Source organism: Streptomyces sp. C1-1, from assembly GCF_050214755.1.
GTDB lineage: Bacteria > Actinomycetota > Actinomycetes > Streptomycetales > Streptomycetaceae > Streptomyces.
Map to the genome: position 1 here is coordinate 1,369,007 of NZ_CP189826.1, position 26,101 is coordinate 1,395,107.

The 26,101-nt window shown below is 68.0% G+C and carries 23 protein-coding genes and 2 pseudogenes; 12 read left to right on the plus strand and 13 right to left on the minus strand.

Going from position 1 to position 26,101, the window contains the following annotated elements:
- Window positions 1-252: 252 nt before the first annotated feature.
- Window positions 253-2,946 (minus strand): RICIN domain-containing protein, encoded by a 2,694-nt coding sequence (locus tag ACQF4J_RS06225; protein ID WP_351579905.1) that lies wholly within the window; start codon window positions 2,944-2,946, stop codon window positions 253-255.
- Window positions 2,947-3,556: 610 nt separating this feature from the next.
- A complete protein-coding gene (locus ACQF4J_RS06230) occupies window positions 3,557-3,820 on the minus strand; it encodes a transposase (protein WP_427164957.1) in 264 nt (87 codons plus the stop codon).
- Between the two features lie 397 nt (window positions 3,821-4,217).
- Here ACQF4J_RS06230 and ACQF4J_RS06235 point away from each other — a divergent pair, with 397 nt between their 5' ends.
- The 7 genes from ACQF4J_RS06235 to ACQF4J_RS06265 all read left to right on the plus strand — a co-directional run bounded on the left by ACQF4J_RS06235 (window position 4,218) and on the right by ACQF4J_RS06265 (window position 10,537).
- A complete protein-coding gene (locus tag ACQF4J_RS06235; protein WP_351804333.1) occupies window positions 4,218-4,724 on the plus strand; it encodes a flavin reductase family protein in 507 nt (168 codons plus the stop codon).
- Window positions 4,725-4,812: 88 nt separating this feature from the next.
- On the plus strand, window positions 4,813-5,574 hold the full coding sequence (locus ACQF4J_RS06240; protein ID WP_351579900.1) for an IclR family transcriptional regulator: 762 nt from the start codon (window positions 4,813-4,815) through the stop codon (window positions 5,572-5,574).
- Between the two features lie 107 nt (window positions 5,575-5,681).
- Window positions 5,682-6,752, plus strand: coding sequence for an LLM class flavin-dependent oxidoreductase (locus tag ACQF4J_RS06245; RefSeq protein ID WP_351579897.1), 1,071 nt, complete (start codon window positions 5,682-5,684; stop codon window positions 6,750-6,752).
- A gap of 14 nt (window positions 6,753-6,766) precedes the next feature.
- A complete protein-coding gene (locus ACQF4J_RS06250; protein ID WP_427168571.1) occupies window positions 6,767-8,122 on the plus strand; it encodes a carboxylesterase family protein in 1,356 nt (451 codons plus the stop codon).
- A 170-nt stretch (window positions 8,123-8,292) separates the two neighbouring features.
- A complete protein-coding gene (locus ACQF4J_RS06255) occupies window positions 8,293-9,048 on the plus strand; it encodes an SDR family oxidoreductase (protein WP_351579891.1) in 756 nt (251 codons plus the stop codon).
- Window positions 9,049-9,131: 83 nt separating this feature from the next.
- Entirely contained in the window at window positions 9,132-9,779 is a 648-nt protein-coding gene (locus ACQF4J_RS06260; protein WP_427164961.1) for a TetR/AcrR family transcriptional regulator, read from the plus strand.
- 263 nt (window positions 9,780-10,042) lie between these two features.
- On the plus strand, window positions 10,043-10,537 hold the full coding sequence (locus tag ACQF4J_RS06265; protein WP_351804327.1) for a GNAT family N-acetyltransferase: 495 nt from the start codon (window positions 10,043-10,045) through the stop codon (window positions 10,535-10,537).
- Window positions 10,538-10,570: 33 nt separating this feature from the next.
- On the opposite strand, the pseudogene ACQF4J_RS06270 reads toward ACQF4J_RS06265, so the two are convergent.
- Window positions 10,571-11,704, minus strand: a pseudogene (locus tag ACQF4J_RS06270) (IS630 family transposase).
- A gap of 83 nt (window positions 11,705-11,787) precedes the next feature.
- Window positions 11,788-12,156 carry a PASTA domain-containing protein gene (locus tag ACQF4J_RS06275; RefSeq protein ID WP_351579885.1) on the minus strand — a complete coding sequence of 123 codons (369 nt, stop codon included), beginning with the start codon at window positions 12,154-12,156 and terminating at the stop codon, window positions 11,788-11,790.
- 185 nt (window positions 12,157-12,341) lie between these two features.
- Between ACQF4J_RS06275 and ACQF4J_RS06280 the strand changes: the two genes are divergently transcribed.
- A complete protein-coding gene (locus ACQF4J_RS06280; protein WP_351579882.1) occupies window positions 12,342-13,274 on the plus strand; it encodes an aminoglycoside phosphotransferase family protein in 933 nt (310 codons plus the stop codon).
- Window positions 13,275-13,560: 286 nt separating this feature from the next.
- Here ACQF4J_RS06280 and ACQF4J_RS06285 read toward each other — a convergent pair whose 3' ends face one another.
- Entirely contained in the window at window positions 13,561-15,255 is a 1,695-nt protein-coding gene (locus ACQF4J_RS06285; RefSeq protein WP_427164964.1) for a sensor histidine kinase, read from the minus strand.
- A complete protein-coding gene (locus tag ACQF4J_RS06290; protein WP_427164966.1) occupies window positions 15,249-15,935 on the minus strand; it encodes a response regulator transcription factor in 687 nt (228 codons plus the stop codon). The genes ACQF4J_RS06285 and ACQF4J_RS06290 overlap by 7 nt, the downstream gene beginning before the upstream one ends.
- Before the next feature lie 206 nt (window positions 15,936-16,141).
- Here ACQF4J_RS06290 and ACQF4J_RS06295 point away from each other — a divergent pair, with 206 nt between their 5' ends.
- The 3 genes from ACQF4J_RS06295 (at window position 16,142) to ACQF4J_RS06305 (ending at window position 18,654) form a co-directional block, all read left to right on the plus strand.
- Window positions 16,142-16,651: a hypothetical protein gene (locus ACQF4J_RS06295; RefSeq protein ID WP_351804319.1), complete on the plus strand. Its 510-nt coding sequence runs from the start codon at window positions 16,142-16,144 to the stop codon at window positions 16,649-16,651.
- Between the two features lie 460 nt (window positions 16,652-17,111).
- Window positions 17,112-17,642 carry a SigE family RNA polymerase sigma factor gene (locus ACQF4J_RS06300; RefSeq protein WP_427168572.1) on the plus strand — a complete coding sequence of 177 codons (531 nt, stop codon included), beginning with the start codon at window positions 17,112-17,114 and terminating at the stop codon, window positions 17,640-17,642.
- 688 nt (window positions 17,643-18,330) lie between these two features.
- A complete protein-coding gene (locus ACQF4J_RS06305; RefSeq protein ID WP_427164969.1) occupies window positions 18,331-18,654 on the plus strand; it encodes an integrase core domain-containing protein in 324 nt (107 codons plus the stop codon).
- 511 nt (window positions 18,655-19,165) lie between these two features.
- On the opposite strand, the gene ACQF4J_RS06310 is transcribed toward ACQF4J_RS06305, so the two are convergent.
- The 4 genes and pseudogenes from ACQF4J_RS06310 to ACQF4J_RS06325 all read right to left on the minus strand — a co-directional run bounded on the left by ACQF4J_RS06310 (window position 19,166) and on the right by ACQF4J_RS06325 (window position 21,831).
- Window positions 19,166-19,819, minus strand: coding sequence for a hypothetical protein (locus ACQF4J_RS06310; protein ID WP_427164971.1), 654 nt, complete (start codon window positions 19,817-19,819; stop codon window positions 19,166-19,168).
- A 107-nt stretch (window positions 19,820-19,926) separates the two neighbouring features.
- A pseudogene (locus ACQF4J_RS06315) lies at window positions 19,927-20,100 on the minus strand (IS701 family transposase); the annotation flags it as partial.
- A gap of 61 nt (window positions 20,101-20,161) precedes the next feature.
- The gene (locus ACQF4J_RS06320; RefSeq protein ID WP_427164973.1) at window positions 20,162-20,599 is read right to left on the minus strand and encodes a hypothetical protein; all 438 of its coding nucleotides are present in this window, start codon (window positions 20,597-20,599) and stop codon (window positions 20,162-20,164) included.
- A gap of 221 nt (window positions 20,600-20,820) precedes the next feature.
- The gene (locus ACQF4J_RS06325) at window positions 20,821-21,831 is read right to left on the minus strand and encodes an aldo/keto reductase (protein ID WP_351804313.1); all 1,011 of its coding nucleotides are present in this window, start codon (window positions 21,829-21,831) and stop codon (window positions 20,821-20,823) included.
- Between the two features lie 515 nt (window positions 21,832-22,346).
- Here ACQF4J_RS06325 and ACQF4J_RS06330 point away from each other — a divergent pair.
- A complete protein-coding gene (locus ACQF4J_RS06330; protein WP_427164975.1) occupies window positions 22,347-23,123 on the plus strand; it encodes a hypothetical protein in 777 nt (258 codons plus the stop codon).
- Window positions 23,124-23,406: 283 nt separating this feature from the next.
- Here ACQF4J_RS06330 and ACQF4J_RS06335 read toward each other — a convergent pair whose 3' ends face one another.
- Genes ACQF4J_RS06335 through ACQF4J_RS06345 form a run of 3 tightly spaced genes read right to left on the minus strand, consistent with a single transcriptional unit; the run spans window position 23,407 to window position 26,101 of the window.
- Window positions 23,407-24,003: a hypothetical protein gene (locus ACQF4J_RS06335; RefSeq protein ID WP_427164977.1), complete on the minus strand. Its 597-nt coding sequence runs from the start codon at window positions 24,001-24,003 to the stop codon at window positions 23,407-23,409.
- Window positions 24,000-25,310 (minus strand): hypothetical protein, encoded by a 1,311-nt coding sequence (locus tag ACQF4J_RS06340; protein WP_427164979.1) that lies wholly within the window; start codon window positions 25,308-25,310, stop codon window positions 24,000-24,002. The genes ACQF4J_RS06335 and ACQF4J_RS06340 overlap by 4 nt, the downstream gene beginning before the upstream one ends.
- Window positions 25,307-26,101, minus strand: a complete 795-nt coding sequence (locus ACQF4J_RS06345; RefSeq protein WP_427164981.1) for an ABC transporter ATP-binding protein — start codon at window positions 26,099-26,101, stop codon at window positions 25,307-25,309. The genes ACQF4J_RS06340 and ACQF4J_RS06345 overlap by 4 nt, the downstream gene beginning before the upstream one ends.

Sequence of the window (26,101 nt, forward strand, 5' to 3'; positions counted from 1 at the left end):
ACAAGTTTCACTGGGCTTTTCCTTGCGATGGGTGGTGGTCAGGTGGCTCGGGCGAGGGATGGGGGATGACCGTCACGGTGTGCCGGACTCACTCGGATGCCAGATCTCGGTCAGGTCCGCCCAGCTGCCCGGTGCCTCACTCCTTGGTGGCGCCGGCGAGCATGCCGGCCACGAGGGCGCGCTGGGTACGGTGCGGCCGGAAAGCCTTCGTCTTCCGGCCGCGCCGTCACCGTCCTGCGCTGGGTCACCCGGTCACTGGATCGTCCATGCCTGGTACAGGTGGTTCAGGGGCATCCACTGGCTGATGGCGGCTCCGTTCGTCATCGATCCGGCACCGACCTCCAGGACCTGCCCGCTCTCGAAGTTGCGGATGAGGTATCCGCCGCTGGTCGGCTCGAAGTACCACAGCTGGTTGTTGCCGCCGCTGTAGGTGTACTGCTGCAGCGCGGTCCCCCTCCAGTGACTGGAGCCGTTGATGTCGAGGGCCTTGCCGCTGTTCCTGTTCACGATCTTGTAGAGCTGACCGCTGACCGGGACGATGTTCCACTGCTGGTTGGTACCGCCGTTGCTCGGCCACTGGACGACGCTCCCGCCGTCGGCGGTGGAGGCCTGGTTCACGTCCATCAGCTGTCCGCTGTTGGCGTTCTTGATCGTGTAGTACGTCGACGGGTTGGTGTTCGGCGTACTGGTCGCGTCCTCCAGCGCGCCGCCGGCCTGCTGGACACTGAAGTCGGCGATGAAGAAGTACGCGCCGTCGGTCTTGGCGACCCGCAGGTAGCGGAACTTCTGGCGGACGTCGATGTTGCCCGTGAGCGTCGAGGCGAGCGGCAGGGTGGTGGCGCCCTGGCGTCCCAGCACGGTGTAGGTGGCGAAGGACGGGTCGTTGGAGCCACGGATCTCGAAGTTGCTGCGCGTCTCGGGCTGGTCGAGGTCCTGGCGCGTCGTCAGGGAGTACTGGCCGAGCTGGTAGGCCTGGCCGAGGTCGACCTGCCACCAGGCCGAGGTGTCGCTGCCGGTCGGCGACCAGCCGGTCGAGCCGTTGTTGTCGTTGGCCTTGGCCGCCACCCAGGCTGAGCTGTACACCGAGGAGGAGGATGCCGGCTTGTTGTAGGCGAGGTTGAGCTTCGTGGCCAGCCCCTGGTAGGCGGACTCCAGGCCGGATGCCTTGATCACTGAGTCACCGGACGTGGTGTTGTTGGTGAGCGTGACGTTGGTTCCGTTGTTGTTCTGGTGGACGGATTCGTCGGTGTGCGACAGCACGTTGTTCGAGACGGTCATGTTGTTCGACCCCTCGTCCAGGTAGATGCCGCTGACCGCGGAAGTGCAGGCGGCCGGTCCCCGCACCACGTCGTGGATGTAGTTGCCGTTGATGACCGTGCCCGGGTCGTTGGAGAGGTGGTAGATACCGGCGGAGTCGCACAGCCGGTTCATCACGTTGCCGATGCGGTTGTAGCTGATGCTGTTGTTGCCTTCGGCGTTGGTCGCCGACTGCCAGCCCCAGCCGAGTGAGATGGCGGCCCATGGGGTGTCGCTGATGTCGTTGTGGTCGATGGTGGTGCTGTTGACGAAGCCCGCGTCGATGCCGGCGGTGCCCAGGTAGTCCTCGCCGATGCGGGTGATCAGGTTGTTCTTGACGGTGACGTTCTTGACCACCTCCCGGGCGTCCTCACCGGCCGGTGACGTGGGCGGGTTGTAGACGGTGTGGTACTCCACCGTCGGGTCGGAGAACTTGCCGACCATGATTCCGTTACCGGCGATGTCGGAGATGAGGTTGCCGGTCACCGTACTGTCGTGCACGCCGTGGGACAGGTCCAGGGCGCTGGCGCCCATCTGTGTGAAGGTGTTGCCGGTGAAGGAGAGGCGGTCGGCGTCCGCGGCCTGGACCCCGGCCGGTGGACGGCCGACGTACTGCTGGTTGGAGGTGTTGGCCGAGATGTTGTAGTTGCCGCCCTGGGCGTTGAGGTAGCCGTTGTTCGTCGCTTCCATCCAGGTGGTCTGGGTGAAGGTGAGTCCGGAGAAGCGCAGGTCGTGGGCGGGACTGTCGAGGCTCGTGCCCTTGATGTCGAAGAGCGTGGGCAGCGTGGGTGCCTGCACGGTGGCCGTGGACATGTCCTCGCCGGGGCGGGGCTTGTAGTAGACGGTCTGCGCGGCGGTGTCGACGTAGAACTCGCCCGGTTCGTTGAGGAACTCGTGGGCGTTCTCGAAGTGCAGCGGAGAGCCGTTGGCGAGGTTCGGGTTGGGGCGCTGGAAGAGGATGCCCGCCTCGTGGTCCTGGATCGACACGTTGGCGGTGCCGTTGGCGGAGCTGATCGACTTCAGCCGCAGGTAGCTCTCGCCCCACTGCGTTTCCAGCATCATCTCGACCTGGCTGAGGTTGTTCCAGTTGGAGACCTGGGAGCTGAGCACCTTCAGGAGCTTGTTGGTCTTGTCGCTGCCATCCAGCTGGAAGTCCGTGCCGAGGTCGGGGTAGCGGGCGCGGGTGGCGCGGACGCCGTTGACGTAGAGCTGCCGGAAGTTGAGGCTGCCCACGGACGCCTTGTACTCGCCGTTGGTGGCCGCGGTCCAGCCGGTGATCGCCTTGCCGCCGCTGATCACGGGCGTCTCGCCGTTGTACGCCTGGTAGACGACCGTGTGGCCGTTCGTGCCCGAGTCGCTGGTGCCGAAGCTGACCGGGCTGGTGAGGGAGTAGGTGCCGCCGCGCAGGTTCACCACGATGTCGTCGGACATGTTCGCGTTCACGGACCGCACCGCGTCCTGGGCGGCCTGGATGGTCTTGAACGCCGCGGCGGTGCTGGTTCCCGAGTTGCTGTCACTGCCGTTGACAGGGTCGACGTAGAAGTTGGTCGTGGCCGCGTAGGCGGGCGTAGCGGGCAGCACGGCCGCGAAGACGACAGCCGCCGTTGCGAGCGCCTTGACCGTCCCCGCGCCGATGCGTGGAGGTCTCATCTGTGGTGTCCTTCCTGGAACCCCCGCTGCTTCCTATGAGTTGCATTTATCGGGGCAAGAAGGCACGTCAGTCAAGACGATAGGCACACCTATTTCCTGAGGACGTAACACCGATGACATATGGACCAACCGAGGTCGGTGTCACTCAGACGACTACAGCAGAGTGATCATCCCAGGTGAGTGGGCATCAAATCGGGAACGGTCATCCGCCGACCCACCCCTTCCAGCCCCCTGTCAAACCGGCGGCTGCAAAATGAGTAGTATTCATTTGGGATCCCGTCGCGGTCGATATCTCGCACAGCACGTGGGACGCTGAGCGACCGCGCCTGGCCTGCTTCGCGGAATTGCACCGGTGGCGGAGATCCTTGAGCGACGCTTCCCGCCGCAGCGCCCGGCCCTGGCCCCGCCACCGATTTGAGCTGTACAAAGTGGCGTAACCGGCGTTCGACGCTTCGTTCGCTGTGATCAAGCCACGTCCTGATCCACAAGAAGCGCCCCAGTAGTGCTTCGTGTGGGTTCTGGTTCTGCGGGGGCGAGAAGGGGGCGGCCGCAGGCGGTGCAGGTGCCGTCCCAGCACCACAGAAGGTCCTGTAACGCGTCGAGGACTTGGTCACCCAGCCGCGCCAGGTGACCGTCTCGACGCAGGCACCCGCCACGACCAGCTGAGGCAGGGGACGGGCCGGCTCGCGGTAGCGGGGCAACGTAGGCGGGCCCAGGCCCTGGTAGGGCGGCAAGTACGGGACGGCTCAGCCGGGCGGGCGGTCTCTTTGGGCTCGACAGCCATGACGTAGGAACAGCTGCGTTCCTCCAGGGCCAGACGGAAGTGGACACCGCGGCCGTAGCCGGCATCGGCCACGGGCACCGGCACCGGCACCGAGCCCAGCCGGCCAGCCTCTCCAACAGCCCCACGCCAGGCGGGGCTTGGTCACATGCCCCCACCTCCTCGGGCACTCCCGCAGCCGTGCGCCGTGGGACGTCGTGGGCCCATTCCTCGGGCAAAGGCGCCGAACTCGTCTGGCAGGTCTCGGCGAGCTTCACCCTCCCGGTGAAGGGGGGCGACGCCCTGACCTCTGACGGGCCGGTCTGCGGGGCTACTCCAGCCCTACCCGCCTATGCGGGGTCTGCAGGCAGATGCTGTCCTGGCCTGCTGTCGCCGACGACGGACGGGCCCCTGGCCGGGCCTTCCAATCCGTGGAAGGAATTCTTCGACAGGCGCCTGACGGGCGGTGACAGTGGAGATCACAGTGTCAGTGATTCCGAGGTGAGCAGCAATGACGACTCAGGCAACAGCACCAGTCGGGGCAGCCGAACACAAAGAACTCCGCCGCGCGTTCTCGCTGTTCCCCTCCGGGGTCACCGCGGTCGCCGCGCTCGTCGACGGGTCTCCGGTCGGTCTGGCCGCGAGTTCGTTCACGACTGTCTCCCTGGCCCCGCCACTGGTGAGCGTCGCGTTCGGGAACCAGTCGCGGACCTGGGCGCGGCTGCGCGAGGTGAGGCAACTCGGCATCAGCGTCCTGGCGGACCAGCACGGGGACTACGCGCGCGTGCTGGCCGGGCCCGGCGACCGGTTCGCCGGCGCCGACTGGACCGCCACACCCGAGGGCGCGGTGCACATCGGAGGCAGCGCACTGATGCTGAGCTGCTCGATCGCCGAACTCACCACGATCGGGGACCACGAGGTCGCGTTCCTCCTCGTGGAAGACACGCATGCGCAGTCGGCCGTCGAACCGCTGCTGTTCCACCACAGCAGGTTCCGCCGCGTGACCGACCGCATGTAGTGAATACGCGTGACCGACCGCATGGGGTGAACGCCCGATTTCCTGGTTAACATCGGGGATATCTGAGGTGGACGTACTTGGAGTCTCGATGGCGCAGAAGCCCGGCGGCGAGTCCAACAGCCACGTCGGGCGCGTGTTCGGCCTGATGGATCTCCTCGGCGCGGAAACCTCGCCGCTCACGCTCAGCGAGCTGGCGCGCCGCGCGGACCTGCCGATTTCGACGGCGCATCGGCTGCTGGGCGAGCTCGTCGCGTGGGGCGGCGTGGAGCGGACCGAGTCGGGGACGTACCGGCTGGGAGAGAAGATCTGGCGCCTGGGCGTGTCCTCGGCCTGGGAGCGCGAGCTGCGCAGGACCGCCCTCCCGTTCGCCAATGAACTCGCCGCGCGCACCGGGGCGGCCGTCGCGCTGAGCACGATGATCGGCGACCGGCTCGTGTGTATCGACACCGTGCGCGGCAAGCTCGACAGCATCCGCCTGACGCACGCGGGCGACGAACTCCCGCTGTTCGCGACCAGCGCGGGCAAGCTGTTGATGTCGACAGTGGACAAGACCGCGCTCTCCGAAGCGCTCCGTACGCGCCTGGAGAGGCACACCCCGTACACGCAGGTCCTGCCCCGCCTCGTCGTGGCGCAAGTCGAAGCTGCCCGACAGGCCGGGTACGCCATCGCCCGCGCGGAGAGCTCCCCCGGGCAGTCCTCGCTCTCCGTGCCCGTGGCGACCGGGATCGACCGCACTCCGATGGCGCTGACGGCGCTGGTCCCCGCGTCTGACGCGAACCTCCCGCGGCTGATCCCCCCGCTGCGGGAGTACGCCCAGCTGATCTCCCGGGAGATCGCGAACCCCGGCTGATCATCCGGGGCGTTTCCGCATACTGGAAAGATCTCCTCGACCGCCCTCCCGCCTCCCGCGCATAGTGATCGAAAGGTCACGAACACCGGGAAGCGGAAGGCCGTCTCATGTCTTTGGAACTAGGCATCTTCGACTCGTTCGATCTCGCCCACGGCAGTGTCGGGGAACTGCTCGACGACCGGTTCCGCTTCGCTCAGGAGGTCGAGCGGCTGGGGTTCGCGCACTATCACGTGACCGAGCACCACGGCACGCCGCTCTCGGTCGTCCCGTCGCCCAACCTCTTCGTCGCGGCCCTGAGCCGGATCACCAGCACGCTGCGCATCGGCACCCTGGTGAACGTCCTGCCCGCCTACGAGCCGTTCCGCCTGGCCGAGGAGATCGCCACGCTGGACCAACTCTCGCACGGCAGGCTCGACTTCGGCGTCGGCCCCGGTGTCAGCCCACTGGAACTCGGCATCCTGGGCGTCCAAGGCGATCAGGCCCGTGAGATCTACGAGGAGACGCTCACGGCGGTGACGACGGCGCTGCGCACCGGCCGGATGAAGCATCGGGGAACCCTGCTGCGCGATTACGACGCGGCGCTGTCCGTGCTCCCGGTCCAGAGCCCGTACCCGCAACTGTGGTACGCCTCCGGCAGCGCGGCCACCGCGGAGTGGGCGGCATCCAACGGCATCAACTTCGTCACGCGCTGGGAGAACGGCCGGGTCGCCGAGGTGGGCAACACCTTCTGGACGACCTGGGAGAAGCACCGCGCCGACGAGGACCGGCTCAATCCCATCACCGGCCGGCCGCGTCTGGGCATCTCCAGCCCGGTCGTGATCGCGGGCAGCCGGGCCGAGGCGGAGGACGTCTTCCACCGCGCGAGCGACCTGTTCCAGCAGCGCATCCTGCACCTGTGGCACGAGAACGACGACCACCGGCTGGACGGTGTCTTCTCCGCTGAGAAGCTCCTCGCCAAGGGCAACGCGTTCGTCGGCACCGCGGACTCCGTGCGCGACGAGATCGTGGCGCAGATCGAGGCGTCCGGCATCAACTACCTCGAACTGTCGATCATCTTCGGCGACATCGGGCTCGCCGAAGCCACCGCCACCGCCAGGGCCGTCGCCGACCACGTCGCCCCGGCAGCCCGCGAGGCCGCACAGAAGACGCTGAGCCGCCGAGGAGTCCCGGTCGCATGACGAAAGGCACCACGATGCGTGTGCGCGTCGAATCAGGAGAGCTCGAAGGGACCGTCGAGGACGGTGTGGCCGCGTTCCTCGGTGTTCCCTATGCCGCCGGTCCTACGGGCGGGTCGCGATTCCTCCCGCCCACCCTGCCCCCCAGGTGGGCGGGTGTCAGGCCGGCGACCCGATTCGGGGCGACCGCACCGCAGCCGGGAAGCCTTCGAGCTCGGATGGTCCTCGGCCGGTCCGGACCGTCCGGCCCCGACTACCTCGTACTCAACGTATGGACACCACAGTCGGACCGGCGAGCGAATCTGCCGGTGCTCGTATGGATTCACGGCGGCGCGTTCACCAACGGATCGGGCGACGTGCCCGCACTGCGTGGAGCGACGCTCGCCAAAGACACCGAAACCGTCGTCGTCACCGTCAACTACCGGCTCGGCCCGCTCGGCTTCGCCTCGCACCCCGAACTGACCGGCGACCACGCCAACCTCGGCCTGCTCGACCAGAGGGCCGCGCTCGACTGGGTCGGCCGCAACATCACCGCGTTCGGCGGCGATCCCAGCCGTGTCACCCTGGCCGGGGATTCGGCAGGCGCGATGAGCGCGGCCATACAGTCCGTACTGCCCGGCGCCGACACACCAATCGCCGCACTGTCCCTGCACAGCGGAGTCCCCCGCCTCACCGAACCGGACTCCGCAGCCGACGTCGTACAGCGCCTGGCCGCACAGCTCGACGTACCTGTCCGACAGCTGGCAGAGCTCGATGACAGTGCTCTGATCGCCGCCGCGTCCGCGATCGCCCCGACCCACCGCTTCGGCCCTGTCGCCGCGGGCGAACTCGCAAACGGCCTCCCCGCGCCCTCCGCGATCCCGACCAGGCTCAACACGACGTCCGACGAGGGCACGTTCTTCGTGCTCGACGAACGCTCCCCGCGCCGGCTGACGTCGACCGAGGCCGAAGCCCTGGCCGCGGCGATGCTGCCCGGCGACGGCCACCGCCGCTACAAGGAAGCAGCCCTCTCACTCCCGCCGGCCAGAGCAGACGACCCGCACTGGGCGCTGTCCGCCGCCGTGACCAGCGCCCTTTTCGAAGAACCCGCCGACGCCTGGGCCGGCGCCGCACCAAGCCGCGTCTGGCGCACCCGCTACAGCCGCCCCGCGACCCTGTGGGACGGCTGGCTCGGCGCCACCCACACCCTCGACGTGCCCGTACTGTTCGGCAACCATCGCCACCCCGAACTCGCCCGCCTCTACGCAGGCGATGAAGGAATCGACGAAGTCTCCATCCGCCTACGACGCGACATCCGAGCCTTCCTCTACGGTCACCCGCCGACGACAGAGCGACCGGACGAGGATCACAGCGGAACCTGTCAAGTCAGCTGAAGTCGTGGGTTCCGGCAGCTCACGCATGCGCGGCACCTCACCCACGTTCACGTGATCAACAATTCCCCCCTCGATGGCAAGTGGATCCACTTACCAAGAGGGGAGTGCAGCAGCTACCCCCAGTTGGTAAGTCCATCGACCTACCTCACGTCTCGACAGGGAACAGACACATGAATCGTCTTGCGGGCAAGCGCGCCCTCATCACCGGCGGCACGAGCGGGATCGGTCTGGAGACCGCGCAGCGTTTTGTCGCGGAGGGGGCGGACGTGCTGGTCACAGGCGTAACCCCGGCCAGCATCGACAAGGCGCGACAGGTCCTCGGGGACAAGGTGCCGGTGGTCCGGGCGGATGCGCGCGATCTCGATGCGCAGCGCGGCCTGGCGGAGCGGGTGCGTGAGCACTTCGGAGAGCTGGACGTGGCCTTTTTGAACGCCGGCGTCTCGGACTGGCGGCCGTTCGAGGACCACACGGAGGACAGTTTCGACCGGCTCTTCGACATCAACGTCAAGAGCGTCTTCTTCCTCACGCAGGCCCTGGTACCCGTGCTGGCCAACTCGTCCTCGGTCATCCTCAACGCGTCCAACAGCGCGCACGGCGGCTACGGGCGGTCGAACGCCTACGCCGCGACGAAGGCGGCTGTCAGCTCCCTGATGCGGTCGTGGAACGCGGACCTGCTCAAGTCGCACGGCATCCGGTTCAACGCGATCAGCCCTGGCCCGGTGGACACCCCGCTGTACTCCAAGTTCGGAGTCGAGGGTTCCGCGCAGCGCGCGGCGATGCTGGAGGCGATCAGCTCCGGCATCCCTGTGGGACGCATGGGTATGCCCGGAGAGATCGCGGAAGCCGTCGTCTACCTGGCCTCCGATGCCTCAGCCTTCACTGTGGGCCAGGACCTTGTCCTGGACGGCGGCCAGACGGTCCTCTGACAGCGAGGATGCGCTGGGAGACGGGCGAGGGGCGCAGGAATGTCGGTGGCGGACCGTGACCGAGTGAAAACCGGTGGCGATACGTGCGAGGCTATCACGCGCAGATCAAAGCGGAGAACCGCGCGCGCATCATCCGCGCCGCCCGCGACCTCTTCCTCGCCCAGGGATACGACAAGACCTCCCTGGCCCAGATCGCCAGGGAGGCCCGCGTCTCCACCGGCACCCTCTTCAAGAGGTACCCCTCCAAGGCTGCGCTGTTCGCGGCCGTCACCTCCGAGCAGTGGCAGCTGGATGTGCAGTACGTCGAGTCGCCTCCGCCCGGCGATCTCCGGAACGGCCTGACTCACATCGGCCGCGACTACGCCTGCCTGGTCTCACGGCCCGGCACGGCGGCGCTGTGCCGCCTCATCATCACCGAGCTTCCCCAGATGCCGGAACTCGCTGACATCGTCGGCACCGGCTTCGCCGTCGATCGCGGCCCCTTCTTCGACCGGCTCCGCGACTACCTCGAGGCCGAAGTGCAAGCCGGCACCCTCATCTTCCGTTCTGCCGACGGACAGACGCAGACGGCATCCGCAGTGGCCGAACAGTTCCTCGGCATGATCTGCGGCCAGCTCCTGTGGCCCCAACTCGTACGGACCGACTTCGTCCCTCCCGTCGACCCAGTCGACAGCACGGTCGTGGACGAAGCCGTCGCCCTCATGCTCACCCGCTATCGCGCTCGATCCTGAACCCAGCACGCTGCGGCTACTGCTGGCCGACCGCAGAAGCGTCTGACGCAGAGTGGCGGCGCGCACGTGAGTCAGCCGGTCTAGCGGAGCGCCCGGAGTCAACAGTTGAGTCCGCAGCCGGACGAAACCACCGACCAGGACAATGATCAGACTCGGAACACGCCTTGCTCACTTCCAGTGCCGCATCAGGCCATGTTCGCCCTGTCTTGAGTTGGCCTGTGCGCCTTGTGGTTTTGGCAGGCCGGGTGGAAGGCTCTTGACCTATGTCGATCTTGGTCAGGGCTGCCGAGCGGGACGACGTGCCCGCACTTGTCCGCCTGCGTCTCGCGAATGCTGAAAGGCATGTCCAACTCGATGCGGCCGTCTACCGCGTGCCCGACACCGAGGCCGTGCGAAGGCACTTCGAGGAGGTGCTTTCGGTCGAGTCCAAGGTAGTGATCCTCGTCGCCGAGGTGGTGGGTGAGGTGGTGGGCATGGTGGAGGTGGTCCTGCTGGCCGATCCCCCGGACCATCAGATTCTGGCTCCCTGCCGCGCGGCTGACATCCACACCGTCGTCCTGGATGGGCATCGCGGCGAGGGTGTTGGGTCGGCCTTGCTGATCGCGGCGGAGCAGGCCGCCGCGGAGCGCGGTGTCTCGATCATCTACGCAGGCATCTTCGCGCCGAACAAGGGAGCCGTCGGCTTCTACACTTCGGCTGGCTTCAGGCCACGCGGAACCTTGCTGAGCAAGGAACAGGTGGCGCCCTCAGCAAGTTGATGAGCCTGAGGCGGGAGAGCGGGTGACCAGCGGCTATGCGACGTTCGCCCGGGTCACGATGTCGCGGAGGCGTTCGTCTGCTGCGTGCTTGTTCCGCCAGATCATGTAGCGGCGGATCATGCTGCCCTGCTCCTTATGACTGGCGTGGTCGGTGCCGTTCAACGCGAAGTAGCGCAGGGCGGTGAACTGGGCCTCGATCCGGTTCAGCCAGGAGGAGTTGGTCGGCGTGTAGGCGAGCTCGACGTTGTTCGCCTCGGCCCAGTCGCCGACCCGGGTGTCCCTCTTCGTGGTCAGATGCGGGGAGAAGTTGTCGAGCACGATCGCGATCCGCATCTCCGGCGGGTAGAGGCTGCGCAGGTAACGGCAGAACTCCAGGAACTTCGGCCGGTTCTTCTTTTGCTTGATGTGGCCGTAGAGCTGGTCCTTGGTCAGGTCGTAGGCGGCGAACAGGTGCCGGACACCATGCGGGCGGGTGTAGGTCGCCCGCCTCGGGGCCGGGACTCCCGGTCGGGGTCCTTATGCCGTCCCCCCCGCTCGGCCCACTGCCGTCCCGGGTGGGGCTGGAGGTTCAGCGGGCCGAACTCGGTCCAGGCAAAACACGATGTCGGGCTCGTCCTCTTCAGGTATGACCTCGTTGTCGGCGATCGCGTACAGGTGCTCGACGCGGGCCTTCTTGGCCTCGTAGTCGGGATCGCGGGAGGTTTTCCAGGTCTTCACGCCTTGAAATGAGACGCCCTCCTCGCGGAGCAGGACCCGAAGACCCTCGTGACTGATGTCGTCAACCACCCCCTCGGCGACCAGGAAGTCGGCTAGCTTGGCCAGGCTCCAGGTCGAAAACGGCAGGCCCTGCTCGGCCGGCTTGGACTTGGCGATCTTCTTGATCTCGCGGCGCTCGGGCAGCGTGAAGGTCTTCGGGCGCCTGCCCTTGTACTTCGGGTAGAGCGAGTCGAAGCCGTCGGCGTTGAAGTTGTGGACCACGTCGCGGACCCGGTCCGCGCTGGTGAACGTCACCGTGGCGATCTTCGCAACGGGCAGGCCCTGGGCGGACAGCAACACTATCTGGGCCCGCCGCCAGGTCACCACCGATCCGGTGCCCCGGCGGATGATCCGCAGCAGGCGCCGTCCCTCGTCGTCATCGATCTCACGGACCCGCACGCGTTCAGCCACGCGATCATTCTGACCGTCTGGTGCCGCAGGGCGCAGCAACCGGACGACACGTCACAACGAGGCGAACTTTGCCTGATGCGGCACTAGTGCGGTGGCCACAAACGTTCACCGGGTTGGTCGGGACCTGCTTCAGGGTCTAGCTCGGCAGTGAGTCCGTCCGGATAGGGCAGCGGACGGCGTGGTTCCCGATCCCCGGCGTTGCCGCCAGGCAGTTCCTTGAAGTAGATCACCAGGGAGCCCCGGCGGCGCATCCGGGAGCCGGGGGCGGGATGCTGGGCTGTGACCACCCAGACTCCTGGCCAGGTCAGCGCCCCGACCGGTGGCCCGTCTGGATCGTCAGCGGCGACAACCAGGCCCGCCTGCCACGCAACGGCCCGTGCCTGGGTCACGATCAGCCCGACCACGTCCGGAACCGTCACCTCGTCGGCGTTGCTGGGACCAATCCATGTCATGCCACCCTCCTGCGTACAGCGTCTCGCTGATCTCTGGCAGAGAGAAGACCTGGGCCCAGCCCGGCGAACGTATGTGGTCACCGCACTAGCCAGCTGTAGATCGCGATTTTCGTAGTGCGCGGTCTGCCGGGCGGCGGCCAGCTTGGGCTTGGTGGCTGCGGCAGGCTGGCGCGTAGGGTGCCGGGATGATCGCGATGCCAGAGGAGTTCGCACAGAGCACCGTCGACCGCGAGGGGGAGGCTGGGGCGGCGTGGCTCGCCGAGTTGCCGGGGATGGTGGACGAGTTGCTGGCGCGCTGGGCGTGCGTGCCGGATGGCGAGGTCATGCATGGGGGTGTCGGCGTCATCGTTCCGGTACGGCGGCGGGCTGAGGAGAGCGCCGTGCTGAAGGTGTCGTTTCCGCATCCCGGCAACGTCCATGAGCCGGATGCGTTCGTTGCGTGGGGCGGATGCGGCGCCGTCCTGCTCCATGGGCGCGACGACAAGCGGTTCGCGATGCTGCTGGAGAGAGTTCAGCCGTCGACCCTGGCGGAGGTCGAGGACGGCGACGAGGTGGTGACGGTCGCCGGGCGGCTCAATCGCCGCTTGGCCATCCCCGCACCGCCTGGCCTGCCCCGGCTGCGTGAGCAGGCCGATGCCTGGGAGGAGCAGCTGCGCAAGGACGCCGAGGAGCTGACGCATGCGCTGCCGCGCCAGGTGCTGGATGCCGCCGTGGCGACCGTTCGGGAGCTGGGTCGGGCTCAGCCGGACACCCTCATCCATGGCGACCTACATGCCCGGAACATCCTGCGTGCCGGCCGAGAGCCGTGGCTGGCTGTCGACCCCAAGGGGTACGTGGGAGATCCCGCCTACGACGGCGGCACACTTCTGAAGTCACGTGCGCTGACGCTCCTCGAAGAGGATGACCTGCGCAAGGCTGTCCACCGCCTCTTGGACGTTTTCGCCGAGGCTGCGGAACTCGACCGTGAACGCGTGCAGCGTTGGGCCCAGTTCCATGCCGTCCAGGCAGCGTTCTGGGGCCGCCGCCACGGTTTTCGTATCGCCCGCAGCGGACCACGGCTGGACTGGCTCACTGAATTCGCCGACCGACTGGCGGAGTTGCTCACCGAACGTTCGTAGAGCGTGATGGGTGCTGGCCGGGTCCGGTGGGTGGCCGAGTGCGGCCACCGTTGATCATCGTGAGCTGTGTGGATTATGGAGGCGGTCAGGTACGCCTCTTGAGTGGATTTTTCCATGCGCGTCAGCTCTGATCATCGCCGCGGTTGGACGGCGCATTGAAACCCGGGCAGTGAGCTGCTGGATGCGGTGAGCCCCGATCTGGTGCTCAACTATCCAGGCGGTGCGCTCCAGTCCGTCGACGCGCTCGCCGTCGGGGCAAACGCGATGACCTCGTGTTCATACGGGTTCAACGAACACGGGCGCCCCGGACGGACCTGCGGCGCTGCGCGGTGCGGGCGGCGAGCAGTTCCTCGGCGGCTGCGGGCATGCCTTCGTCCCGGAGGATGTCGGCCAGGCCGGTGACTTCCCAGGCGGGTGCCTGCCGTGCGACGTGGCGGAGCAGTGCACGGAGGTGGTGGTCGCGTCCGGCTGTGATGAGGGCGCGTGCCAGGTCGGGCACGACGTCTTCGAGGGGCCGGTGTCCGGCATTGTGAGTGAGAAGCGCGGGGATGTCGTCGGGCTCGTCCCAGGCCTGCAGGATTTCGGTGACCAGCGGCCGGGCGTCCTCGTGGGTCAGGGGCAGTCGTACGGTGAACCGGGCCCCCGACTGCTCTTCCCGGCTGGGAGCCAGGGTGAGGGTGCCGTGGTGGAGTGTGGTGATGCGGCGCGCGATGGCCAGGCCGAGGCCGGTGCCCCCGGCGTCACGTGTGCGGGCGTCGTCGAGCCGGCTGAAACGCTCGAAGATCGTCTCCCGGTGTTCGGGCGGGATGGGCGGCCCGTCATTGGCCACGTCCACTACGGCTTGCCGACGTGCGCGGTCCACAGTGAGCGTGACGGTGATCGTGGTGGCCGCGTGACGTTCGGCGTTGTCGAGAAGGTTGGCCACGACGCGGGCCAGCAGGCCAGGGTGGCCGGTCACCGGCGCGGGTTCGTCGGGTGCGGTGACGACCAGGCTCAGGTGGTCGGCTACGTCACGGCGGACGACGGCGTCGCGGATCAGGTCGGGCAGGTCGACCTGCTTGGTCAGGAGGGTTTTGCGGTGGGAGGCCTGGGCGTCGAGGCGGGCCAGGAGCAACAGGTTCGTGGTGATGTCCTGGACATGAAGAGTGTCGTGCAGGGCATCACGGGCGGCATCGGGCCAGCGGGCGGTCCCGGAGCCGGTCAGCGCGAGTTCGAGTTCGGCGCGCAAGCAGGCGATCGGCGTGCGCAGTTCGTGGGCTACGTCGGAGGTGAACTGCCGCTGCCGGGCAGCCGCCGCCTCAAGGCGGTCCAGGGCCCTGTTCATCGTCTCCACCAGCCGTGTGAACTCCCGGCCGCCGCGCGGCGTCGGAATGCGCTGATCGAGGCGGCTCAGGCTCAGCGCGGCGAACTGCGTCCGGATACCCTCCACCGGTTTGAGGACCCGGCCCAGGAGAAGCCATGTCCCGCCGGCGGCCAGCAGGGTGAGCCCCAGCGTGCCGCCGGCCAGCCACCACACGGTGGTGTTCAGCCGCTGCTGGTCCATCCAGTAGCCGGGGCGGGAGGCGTCGTCGTCCCAGTCCCAGAACTCCAAGGCCGTCCCGGGGGCCGTGAGCACCGCCGCGGGCTGCGCGTCGTCCGGGTCGGTCCACGGCCACAGGGACAGGTGTTCGCTGCGGATCGGGGGCAGCGTGTCGCGCTGCCTGATGTACCGGGTCAGCTGATCGGTGTACGACTCGGTCGTCACCTCGCAGGTGTCGTCCGCATCGCACAGCGGCGCCTCCGCCACCTCGGAAACAGTGCCGTCCGTGACTCGCTGATACGCCGAGGCGACCAGTTCGTTGCGCATCGCGACGGCCGAGACACCGGCGGCCAGGGTCAGCAGGACGGCGGCGAGGGCGGTCGCGGCCAGGGTCAACCGCAACCGCACACTGCTCGCCCGCTGGCCGCGCCCCTTCCGCCGCCGCCAGCCCCGCCTCAGCATGCCCTCTCCGCCGCAACGTCGAGGCGGTAGCCGATCCCCCGGACGGTGCGGATGGACCGCCGTCCGAAGGGGATGTCGATCTTTCGGCGCAGCGCGCTGACGTAGACCTCCACCACGTTGACGTCTCCGTCGAACCGGTCGTCCCAGACGTGCTCCAGGATCTCCGTCTTCGTGACCGTCTGGCCGCCGCGCCGCGCCAGGTACTCCAGGACCGAGAACTCCCGCGCCGTCAGGGTCACCGGCACCGAACCGCGGCGGCAGTGCCGGGCCGCGGGATCCACCACCAGGTCGCCGACGCGCAGTACGGCGGGGCGTTGCGGCTGTCCGCGCCGCATCAGCGCCCGCAGCCGGGCCAGGAGGGTCACGAACGAAAACGGCTTGGTCACGTAGTCGTCGGCACCGACGTCCACGCCTTCCGCCTCGTCGTACTCGCCGTCCATCGCGGTCAGCATCAGCACCGGCGCCCAGACGCCCGCCTCCCGCAGCCGGCCGCACACCCCGTATCCGTTCAGCCCCGGCAGCATCACATCCAGCACGATCGCGTCATACGGGTTCTCGCCCGCCCGCTCGAGCCCTGACGGCCCGTCGTACACGACGTCGACCGCCCATCCCTCACCGACCAGGCCGCGCCGCAGCAACTCCGCCATCCGCCGGTCATCCTCAACCACCAGTAAGCGCATGCCTCAAGCATGCGGGAGAGGACCTGTGGCCAACCTGAAGAACCGCACAGCGCAGCAGAGTTGACGCACGGACCTTTCAGGAACCTTCAGCTTCCCCACAGCCCCTCGCTGCCACAGTCGTCGCCTGGCACCGGCTCAAGGCCGCCTCAGGGCACGTGCACCGGCCGGTGCCCTCCCATCCGTTTGCCTGGAAGGAAGAGTTGATCATGACTGCACTCAGGCGCTCTGCACTCGCACTCGGTACCGCCGTATGCGCCCTCACGATGGCTTCGGCATCCGCCGCAGGCGCCTTCGCGACCACCGCACCGCAGGCATCCGAGCACACCGTCACCCAGCAGCACGCCGCGACTCACGAAGCCGGCACGCCGGCGCAGGGGGTGGTTTCCGCGCAGTCGGCCCTCCACCGTCAGTGGGGACCGAGCTGGGTCTCCGGGGACTACCTCACTCACCACGGCAAGAAGTGGGTCTCCCAGCCCTACCGGTCGAAGGGCAGGAGTGCGTACGCGTACCTGCAGTGCTACAACACCAACGCCAAGATGAGGGTGCGCATCTACAACGTCGAAGCCGGGAGCTACATCGCGGACAGCGGCAAGGTCACGTGCAACCCCTACAAGGCCTTCCACACCAAGACCAGGGCGTTCCAGCGCCTCGACCACCTGCGCATCGTCGTCAACGGCGACCAGGGCTCCAAGGTCTGGGCCTCCTACAAGCGGTGATCAACACGTGACGCCGGGCGGGGCAGCCGAGGGGGATGTCCCGCCCGGGCCTCTCCCCCGCTCACGGGGCACCGGGGGTCGATGTCTCACGGGGGTATTCATCGGCCCACCGCACCCCGTTGCCTGCCCTGCGCTGTCAGCGGCGGCGCGCAGGTGACCTGCCCCTGCCCTGACGTCGCCGTAAGGGCGGGCACCGCCTGCTTGATGCCCGTGCGGTGAAGACGGCCACGCCAGCGGCAGGGGCGAGCAGGGCCCGTCTGGGCCTCTCCCAGCGATGGCCGCACAACGGGCACTGGGCGGGCGGCCGTTGCCCCGGGCCCGAGCGGTGTCATGTCCGCCCGCCCGTTCCGCACCGCGGTTCACGCCCACTCAGAAGGGAATCCGACACGTGTCTGCGCACACGCACCATGACCAAGGGCTGCGCTTCGAGGACTACGTCCGCATCCGGCATGACACTCTGATGCGCAGCGCCCTGCGCCTGGTCGCCGACCCACTCGACGCTCAGGACCTGCTCCAGACCGCGCTCCTGCGCACGTACCGGCACTGGGACCGTATAGCGGACAAGCGGCTCGCGGACGCCTACCTGCGCCGCGTCATGATCAACACCCGGACGGAGTGGTGGCGGGCCCGAAAACTGCAAGAACTCCCCACAGAGCAGGTGCCGGAGACCTCCGTCGAGGACTTGACCGAGCAGCACGCCGATCACGCGCTGCTGATGGACAGCATGCGAGCGCTGACGCCGCAGCAGCGCAGTGTCGTGGTGCTGCGGTACTGGGAGCGCATGTCCACCGACGCGACGGCCACCGCCCTCGGCATGGCGCCCGGAACGGTCAAGAGCACTCTGCACCGGGCGCTCGCGCGACTGCGTGAGGAGGTGCAGCGCCGCGATGATCAAGACCCTCATGGCGCACATCGACAGGGCAGCCCACTCCCGCCCAGGCAGGTCGCCCGGGCCTCAGCAAACTTGTCATGTGGGGCTGCTTCTGAGTAACCCACGAGCTTGCGCACCACGGCCCTGGCTCCTTTCCTTCCGGCGGAGGCCGAGTGTTCGGCGCGGATCGGCTGGCTGGGGGCCGCCGGCCGGGGCAGCGCGGCTGCCCCACCGCCAGGTGTAAGGGCCCCCGCCGTCTTCCGCGGCGGGGATCCTTTACACGTGCGGGTGGGGACTCCGGGACTCCGCCTGGGAGTCGGCAGTATCGACTACTTCGACCGCTACATGATCTTCGGCGTTCCCGACGGCGACCTGCCAAAGGCAGCCTTCGAACTCGGTCTGCCACAGCTCGCCGCCGATACGGCCGGCTCGGAGAGACGAACTGGTCTTGCGCCCTCGAGAAGGCACCCACCGCATCGTCCGTCGTATCGACTTCCGACGCGCCGCCGGCCGCCCGGTTCCTACAGCGACACTCCTGACAACCGTCGCGTTAGGTTGGTCAACTGGAGGCTGCCGCCGAAGAAATGGTCCTACTCACCGCGGACATCATGGCCGCGCTGCGGCGGCCGCCCAAGCGTCAGCGTGCGGTGATCGTGCTGCGCTACTTCGAGGACCGGCGCCCCGGCGCTTGCGGTTGCGGACCTGGTCGGCCACTGGGCCATCGCGGACCACATGCTCACCGGCCTCGTCACCGACGCGCCGGCCGAGGTCTTCGAAGAGCAGCTACGCTCGTTGCAACAGCCCAGTGTTGCAACGACTGGTTGAACTCGCCCAGTACACCGGCCGGGCCTTCGCCGACGCCTGCCGTCAGGCCGGCGTCCGCCAGTCCATGAGCGCGATCGGCTCCAGCGCGGACAACGCACTCGCCGAGTCCTTCAACGCGACCTTCAAACGCGAGACGCTCCAGGGCCGCAAGACCTGTCCCAGCGAACGCGAGGCCCGACTCGACGCGTTCGGCTGGCTCAACCGCTACAACACCCGACGCCGTCACTCCCGCCTCGGACAACGCAGTCCTATCGCCTACGAGACGGCACTCGCCACGACAGCAACTACCCTGGCCCAAGCCGCATAGCCCGTGTCCAAGAATCCGGGTCAGGCCCCCGTTGTCGACGACATAGCGGACCGCATCCAGCATGACGCGGTGGCAATAGCCCTCCGGCCTGCCGCCCCGCCCCTGAAGCCACGCGGGGACCGGCAGCAGCGGCCGGATATCCTGCCATTCCGCCTCCGTCAGGTCAAAGCCGTAACACGGAACGCGGTCCGGCCCGTCCGCCGCGTTGCCGAACCTGTGCACGAGACAGTCACACGCCGGCAGACGGCACGTTGGACTCCACGGACGCAAACGCGACAGGCTGCGACACAGGGCCTCCTGGTGCTGCTCGGTTGGGATCGCAACCCCGAGCTACCAGGAGGCCCTGCAGTTATGCCCCGACCACCGAGAGATCATCCGAACAGGAACCGTGTTCGACTGATCAAGCCTGCCCAGCGGTAAGCGGATGGCGTCTCACCATGACGACATCACGCCGGCAAGGTCACTAGCCGGAACCGAGCAGGAGGGCCGGGTCACGGACAGTCCGGCCGGGTCAGCACTTCCACGTCTCCCACTTCAGCTCGCCCTTGAGGGAGCCGTCCGACCAGGCGACCGGGGTGTCGATACGGAAGCCGTCGGAACCCTGGCCGGGGTAGTACCAGTAGTAGTGGCCGTCGACGCGCTTGCCGTAGTGCACCTCGATCCAGCCCTGCGAGTGCCGGACGAGCGGACGGAACGAGTAACCGCCCTTGTATCCGGGGCGGACGGTGCTGGTGACGGTCTGCGTGTTGGTGCGGGTGTCCCCGAGGGTCCAGGTCTCGGAGGTCTCCGTGCTGGCCTTCATGCCCAGCTCGATCGTGTCGCTGAATCCCGCGCTGACCTCGACGCTCGTGGACTGCTGGTACGAGTACGAGGTGTTCGTCGCGTAGGCGCTGGCGATCTGGAACGTGGCGTTGTCGGTGCCCGAGCAGTTCGAGAACACGTTGCTCGACTCGTGCCAGTCGCCGTACGAGGTCCAAGCGTTGATCTCATGGTACTGGCACAGGTCGGCGTTGCCCTGGTTGCAGTCTGAGAGTACGTCGGGCTTGTCGTCACCCCAGCCGGGGCTGGAGTTCGCGCTAGCCGTACCTGCGGACGCCAAGAGCATCAGGGTGGCGGCAGGCGCCAGCAGGGCCGCTCGGGCGCGGCTCCGCTTTAACACGTTCATCAAGGTCTCCTCGTGGGGGGATGTAGGGGTCGGATGTGACTGATGTGCCTCAAGTATCCACACCTACCGAGGAGTTGACCGTCAGACCGTTCCGCCGCACCGATCCGCCATTCGCCTTCACGCGGACTGTGAGCGCGCGGCAGCTCCGCGAGCAGGCCCAGAAAGAACGCCCGTGCCATGCGTCGCGGCTCCACCTGGGAGAAACGGCCCGCCACCCGCGCCATCAGGCCCTCGAACATCGGCTGCCACCGGGCAGGGTCTACGCTGTGGCCCACGGCCACCGGCGGCTGATCTTCATTTGGCCGCACAACCGACGATGATCAACGGTGGCCGTGTCCGCTTCTATGCCATCCAGCAGTACAGGCTCCCCTCCTGCTCGCCGATGGCCCGCGCCAGGTCGGCCAGGCCGCTCAGGACCTCAGTTGCCCTCTCCAGGCCGAATACCTCGCCGTCTGCCGCTCGCTCCCGCACCCACAACTGGCTGACCTCGACAAGCCGGTGCTCATCGGCAGCGGCAAGGGCATACTGAAGCACCCGGGAAGCAGCGAGGACAACCGGGCCCTCGCCATCGCCTGGGTCGGCAACGACTTCGGGCTCATCAGCGGCGACGAGTTCTTCGAAGCCCCGACCGGTGAAGATGCTCTCCCACTCGATCAGCGCCTCTTCGGCATCGAAGTTGCCGTACGTCAGCGCCTCGAAAACCCCGTCGGGACCGCCTTCCACGACGGCAGCGGCAGCATCGCGGTCCGGCGCCACGAAAAACTTGATGATGATGCTCACCGGGGCATAGTGCCTGCTCAACAGGCCCGGGTCTACCTGCCGGAAGCCGGCAGAACGTGATCAGCCAAACCGGGACGGCACCCGCTCAAGCCTGCTCACCGCGCTGGCGGGCAGCGCGGATCATGCAGTTGCGCGCGACCGCCCGCAAGCGCCGCCGGGCCGACCACAGGGCTGTGAAGGCCGGGGCCAAGGACTCGTCGAAGGCCCGGCGGTAGCCCGGACTACCGGGAGCCCGCCACAGGCTGCCGCTTGTAGAAGGACTCCTCCAGGTAGGCCACCTCGTGCGGCTGGTAGGGCTCCTCCAAGTAGGCGGCCTCGTCTTCGTCGAGTTCGACGTCCACCGCGGCGACCGCGTCGGCCAGCTGGGCCGGCTTGGTGACCCCGACGATGGGCGAGGTCACCGCCGGGTTGCGCATGACCCAGGCCAGGGCGACCTGGGCCGGGGACAGACCCCGCTTGCCCGCGATCTCGTGGACGCGCTCGGCCACCGCCTGGTCCTCGTCGCGGTAGAGGATTTTGCCGCCCGCGTCGGTCTCGGCCCGCGCCGTGGCGGTGTCCCGGGCCCGCGTCAGCCTGCCCCGCGCCAGCGGGCTCCACGGGATCACGCCGATGCCCTGGTCGGCGCAGAGCGGGATCATCTCCCGCTCTGCTTCCCGGTGGATGAGGTTGTAGTGGTCCTGCATCGACACGAACCGGGTCCAGCCGTTCAGGTCAGCCAGGTACAGGGCCTTGGCGAACTGCCAGGCGTGCATGGAAGAGGCTCCGATGTAGCGGACCTTCCCGGACTTGACCGCGTCGTGCAGCGCCTCGAGGGTTTCCTCGATCGGGGTGTCGTAGTCCCAGCGGTGGATCTGGTACAGGTCGATGTAGTCGGTCCCCAGTCGCTTCAGGGAGGCGTCGAGCTCGGCGAAGATCGCCTTGCGGGACAGCCCGGCGCCGTTCGGGCCGGGACGCATCCGCATCCAGACCTTGGTGGAGAGAACGACCTCCTCGCGCCGGGTGAAGTCCTTGACCGCCTGACCGACGATCTCCTCGCTGCTTCCGGCGCTGTACCCATTGGCCGTGTCGAGGAAGTTGACGCCGCCCTCGAGGGCCTGCTTGATGATGTCCCGGCTGGCGTCCGCGCCCAGCGACCAGGGCTCCCCGCCCCGGTCCGGCTCGCCGAAGCTCATACAGCCGAGGGTGATGGCGGAGACTTCCAGTCCGGTCGTTCCGAGTTTGATGTATCGCATGCCTTCGAACCTAGGAATTGGAGTTCGCTCTAACGCAAATACGTCTCAGTCCGGAATTCACAGGCGGGCAGCATGTGCGCCTTGTCAGCTTTCGACCGTTTCGGCCAGCCGCACCAGAGAACCCAGTGCTAGCGAGTAACAAACTGTCACTTCTCAGCCGAGCGCGTGGGGCAGGCACTACTCAGCTCCCCGACGACAAACCCCCCTCGCAGGTCCGTCGCCACAACCGGTCATCGCTCGCTCACTAAGAGATTCCGCCGGTCCGGGCGATGGTATCGCGGCGCTCGCGACGGCGCCCCTCCCTACCCGCGGGATCTCTTGTTGAGCGAAGCCTGAGCTTGATGATGATCGACAGGAAAAGAAAATGCCGGGTGTTGGCAAAGGGTGCCGGTGCCCGGACAGGCCCGGCCCGTCTTTCAGCGTTCCGTGTCGGCGCTGCGCGGGGTTTCTGTACGGTCCCAACGTCGGTGCGATCATGAGGGGGATGGGTGAAAGGTGCAGGCACGCAGGCGGGGATGCCTGAGTCGAGCTGTCTGGTCGGCAGCTGGCTGGTCGGGCGCAAGAATCCGATGCAGGTCGTGATGAGCGAAACGGTGGCACTTGCCGAGGACGGCTATCTGCGAGTGACGGCGGACGAAGACGGCTACGTGATACGTCCCGGCACCCGGTCCGCGGCCGGGCTCCCCCCGGACCGGGCCGCCCTGCTGGACGCGATTCTTGGCAGGGAAGGTGAGCTGCGGCTCCGGCGCGAACCCGGTCCGCCGGCTTCCCTCCGCGGTACCAGGATCAGCCTCGCGCAGATTCAGAAGAGCGTTACCAAGGCTGCCCGTGAGCGCGGCTACTTGGCCCGACCGTATTACGTGCTGTTCAGCATGGCGATCGCCGTACTGTCCGGTGGGTTCCTGCTGTGGAGGGGGAACACTGCCACGGCTCTCCTGCTGTGCATGGCAGCGGCCTTGCTCGGCGCGTGGTCGCTCCGGGAGACTCATATCAGCAAGGCCGGTGCCGCCGAGCAACGACGTCTCCTCGCGCTGCAGGACAGTCTCCGGCATCCGAGCCGGCCCGCACATCCAGAGCCGGAACCATCGCTCGGCTATCGTCTGCTGCCCTGGGCCACTCTTCTGCTCGACGGCGAGGATTACGGCCGTTGGTACGCCGACAACCTGCTCGACGTCGAGTTGCCCCGGTGGTGGGCGCAGGAACCGGACGGCCAGGACCCAACCTTGCGGTTCGCCTCCCAGGAAGGGATGAAGGGGCTCCTGCATTCACTGCTGCACCACGTCGGCCCGTAGTCCGATGCGCGCATCTTGGTACCCGGCTGGTTCAGGCTGGGGAGGCGTCCATTTCACGGATGCCGCCTCCGGGGCCGGTTGCGAGGTACTCCAGGAGCAGAGTGAGGGCGCAGCGGTCATCCGCGCGGCGTGGGCGGGAGGGAAGAACACGGCGGTCGTACCAGGAGGCTGGTGCGGGGACGGGCCGTGCCCCGGGGGGACGCCCGCTGTCGATGGGCGCAGTAGGTCACTCTCGACGACGGCCACAACCCGGCCCGGAGGACGAGCGTCGGACCGGCCCTGCTCAGAGGGGTTCCGGCGATGTTCGCTGACGTGGGCCTCGGCTGACGTAGGCGGCGGTTCCGGCGGTGGTGAGAAGGGCCGCGACCATGGCCGCCGGTCGGCTGTCGGGGGCCTGTGTCTGCCAGGTCAGCGTCTCCCCCACCGTGCCCGTGGCCGGGAACACCACCGCGCCGAGTGTCCACCCGAGGGGAAGGAACCATGACCGAGCGGTGCCGGCCGCGGCCGCCCCCAGGGCGGTCAGTCCCAGCAGGCCGGCCGTGTCACGGAAGACGCATCCAACGGGACCGAACCGCGTGCCGGTCAACAGCGTGACCAGCAGGAGCATGAGGACGCAGGTCAGGGCGGCGGCCAGGTGGGACATCCGCAGACTTGCCCATGGCCTCGCCGCCGTACGGTCCAGGGTGTCGTCGGGGCCGCCGAGGGTGGTGGTGACGACGGAGACCACAAGCAGGACTGTCAGGACGAGTACGGCCCGCCCGACCTCGCCCTGGCCGCCGAAGACGGTGGCCAGCAGCCATGCGACGACTGTTCCCGCGGTCGCCGCGCCCAGCGCCGTCGGCACCTGGCGTGAGCGGACGTAGAGCGTCACCCCTGTCATCGGGCACCTCGGGTCAGAAGGTCGGTGGCGACCTGGCATTTCTGGGCAGCCTGATAGACGGCGGTCACCCGGGCTTTGGCCTCGGCCCGCGGCAGGGTCCGCAGTGCCGTCCAGAGCTTGACGGCGTCCGGGTCGACGTATTCGAGGCCATCGGGACCGGCGGTCGGCTTCCGGTCGAGCAGCCAGAAGGCCGCGGCGGTGGCGACGGGGACGTTCGGCATGTCACCGCAGTGGTCAGGGCCGGTGAACGCGCCAGTGAGCATGGCCGGTTCGAGCCGGCCCGGCTGGGCGAGGCGGCCGTGGGCGTCCACCGTGATCCTCATCAGCACGGTGTCGGCCCGCGACTTCGGTGAGGTGGGCGGGAAGAGTGTGGTGGTGTCCTCGTGTGCCTGGACGGCCGATGTCCTCGAAAGGAGGGCCAGGGCCCGCCGTGCCTTGGGGGCGACCTCGGGCAGCAACGCTTCGTGGGCCCTGCTGAGGCAGACTCGTGGGGCGTCGGCGGTGCACACCAGTTCCTGGGCGGCGGGGTCGAGCCTCCCGCGCTCGTAGGCATCGCCGGTCGGCACGAGCAGGGCCGTGGCGGTCGCCCCGAGGGCCAGCGGCACCAGCGCGGCGAACGCGAGCGTACGGTCCTTGACGGCCAAGAGCACGGCGGCGGCCACCGCGATCGCGGCCATCCAGAGCCCCTGGGCAGCGCTGACTTGGCCGTCGACGGTGTCGTAGTCGCTGAAGACGCTCATTCCCATGCTCGGGGAGAACGCCGCCGTCATTCCGCCGTCCGGAAGGGCATGGGGGGCGAAGATGAGCAGCGCGAAGCCGATCACGGCCAGCGCGGGCGCGGTGGCGAGCGCCGGCACCTGCCGTCCGACGGCCAGCCCGAGCCAGACGGAGGCGATCATCGCGGCCAGTCCGACGGCTACGACGACATACGCGGCCGGCGGCAGGTAGCGTGCCGTGTCGAGGATCCGTGGTGCCGCCGTGAGGAGCGTGACCAGGTACGCGACGATCACCGCCAGGCCGGTCGTGACCAGGATCGGCACCATGCGTTGCGGTCGCGGGCGGGACGCGCTGGCGAACAGTTCGTCGACGTTGGCCCGGTGCACGCGATAGGACTGCCAGGCACCGGCGGCCATCGCGAGGGGCGAGAGCAGCGCGAGGTATTCGCGCTGCGTCATGGCCAGCGCCATCCACCCGGTGGACCATCGTGATGCGGTCGCCTGGAGGAGGATCGTACCGGCGATGGTGATCAGGAACGCTGCGCCGAGAGCGGCAGAGCGCCGGAACTCGATGCCGAGGATACGGTTCACGCGTTGCTCCGGTGCCGGCGCAGGAGGGCGGAGTAGCCGCGTTCCGCCGGGCTGTCGCCCGCATCGCCCTGGCCGCCGCGGGCGATCAGGTCGTCGGGGGTGCCCTGGAAGAGAAGTCGGCCTTCATTCATGAGGATGACGTCGGTGCAGGCGGCGACGACATCCTCGACAAGGTGGGTGGAGACCAGCACACAGCTCTGGGCACCCAGGTCACGCAGCAAGTCGCGGAAGTCGAGACGCTGTTCCGGGTCGAGTCCGACGGTCGGCTCGTCGAGCAGCAGCAGCTCGGGGTCGTTCACGACGGCCTGGGCGATGCCGGCCCGGCGCACCATGCCGCCGGACAGCGTCTTCATCTTCTTGTCGGCCTTGGTCGTCAGACCCACCCGGTCGATCGCGCGTTGCACGGCGTCGGGGATCGCGGTCTTCGGCATTTCCTTGAGCCAGGCCATGTACGCAACGAACTCGCGGACGGTGAACCGCGGGTAGAAGCCGAACTGCTGCGGCAGATACCCCAGTCTGCGGCGTATCCCGCGCAGGTCGGCACGGCCGTCGGCCTGCGCGCCGAGCAGCGTCAACGAGCCGGCGGCGGGCTTGACGACGGTGGACAACGCGCGCATCAGTGTGGTCTTGCCGGCGCCGTTCGGGCCGAGCACACCATGCACTCCGGCGCTCAACGCCAAATCGAGTCCGTCGACGGCCAGATGTCGGCCGGCCCGGACCCGCAGGCCTTTCGCGTGGACTGGCCAGGGATGAAGGGTGGGGGCCGTTTCGGCAGCGCTCATCGCCCGCAT

Excerpts from the sequence above, each read along its gene's own strand:
- ACQF4J_RS06225 (WP_351579905.1), bottom strand. The coding sequence starts at position 2,946 with ATGAGACCTCCACGCATCGGCGCGGGGACGGTCAAGGCGCTCGCAACG.
- ACQF4J_RS06235 (WP_351804333.1), top strand. The coding sequence starts at position 4,218 with ATGACGACTCAGGCAACAGCACCAGTCGGGGCAGCCGAACACAAAGAA.
- ACQF4J_RS06240 (WP_351579900.1), top strand. The coding sequence starts at position 4,813 with ATGGCGCAGAAGCCCGGCGGCGAGTCCAACAGCCACGTCGGGCGCGTG.
- ACQF4J_RS06245 (WP_351579897.1), top strand. The coding sequence starts at position 5,682 with ATGTCTTTGGAACTAGGCATCTTCGACTCGTTCGATCTCGCCCACGGC.
- ACQF4J_RS06250 (WP_427168571.1), top strand. The coding sequence starts at position 6,767 with ATGCGTGTGCGCGTCGAATCAGGAGAGCTCGAAGGGACCGTCGAGGAC.
- ACQF4J_RS06255 (WP_351579891.1), top strand. The coding sequence starts at position 8,293 with ATGAATCGTCTTGCGGGCAAGCGCGCCCTCATCACCGGCGGCACGAGC.
- ACQF4J_RS06265 (WP_351804327.1), top strand. The coding sequence starts at position 10,043 with ATGTCGATCTTGGTCAGGGCTGCCGAGCGGGACGACGTGCCCGCACTT.
- ACQF4J_RS06275 (WP_351579885.1), bottom strand. The coding sequence starts at position 12,156 with ATGACATGGATTGGTCCCAGCAACGCCGACGAGGTGACGGTTCCGGAC.
- ACQF4J_RS06280 (WP_351579882.1), top strand. The coding sequence starts at position 12,342 with ATGATCGCGATGCCAGAGGAGTTCGCACAGAGCACCGTCGACCGCGAG.
- ACQF4J_RS06285 (WP_427164964.1), bottom strand. The coding sequence starts at position 15,255 with ATGCTGAGGCGGGGCTGGCGGCGGCGGAAGGGGCGCGGCCAGCGGGCG.
- ACQF4J_RS06290 (WP_427164966.1), bottom strand. The coding sequence starts at position 15,935 with ATGCGCTTACTGGTGGTTGAGGATGACCGGCGGATGGCGGAGTTGCTG.
- ACQF4J_RS06295 (WP_351804319.1), top strand. The coding sequence starts at position 16,142 with ATGACTGCACTCAGGCGCTCTGCACTCGCACTCGGTACCGCCGTATGC.
- ACQF4J_RS06300 (WP_427168572.1), top strand. The coding sequence starts at position 17,112 with ATGCGCAGCGCCCTGCGCCTGGTCGCCGACCCACTCGACGCTCAGGAC.
- ACQF4J_RS06310 (WP_427164971.1), bottom strand. The coding sequence starts at position 19,819 with ATGAACGTGTTAAAGCGGAGCCGCGCCCGAGCGGCCCTGCTGGCGCCT.
- ACQF4J_RS06325 (WP_351804313.1), bottom strand. The coding sequence starts at position 21,831 with ATGCGATACATCAAACTCGGAACGACCGGACTGGAAGTCTCCGCCATC.
- ACQF4J_RS06330 (WP_427164975.1), top strand. The coding sequence starts at position 22,347 with ATGCCTGAGTCGAGCTGTCTGGTCGGCAGCTGGCTGGTCGGGCGCAAG.
- ACQF4J_RS06335 (WP_427164977.1), bottom strand. The coding sequence starts at position 24,003 with ATGACAGGGGTGACGCTCTACGTCCGCTCACGCCAGGTGCCGACGGCG.
- ACQF4J_RS06345 (WP_427164981.1), bottom strand. The coding sequence starts at position 26,101 with ATGCGGGCGATGAGCGCTGCCGAAACGGCCCCCACCCTTCATCCCTGG.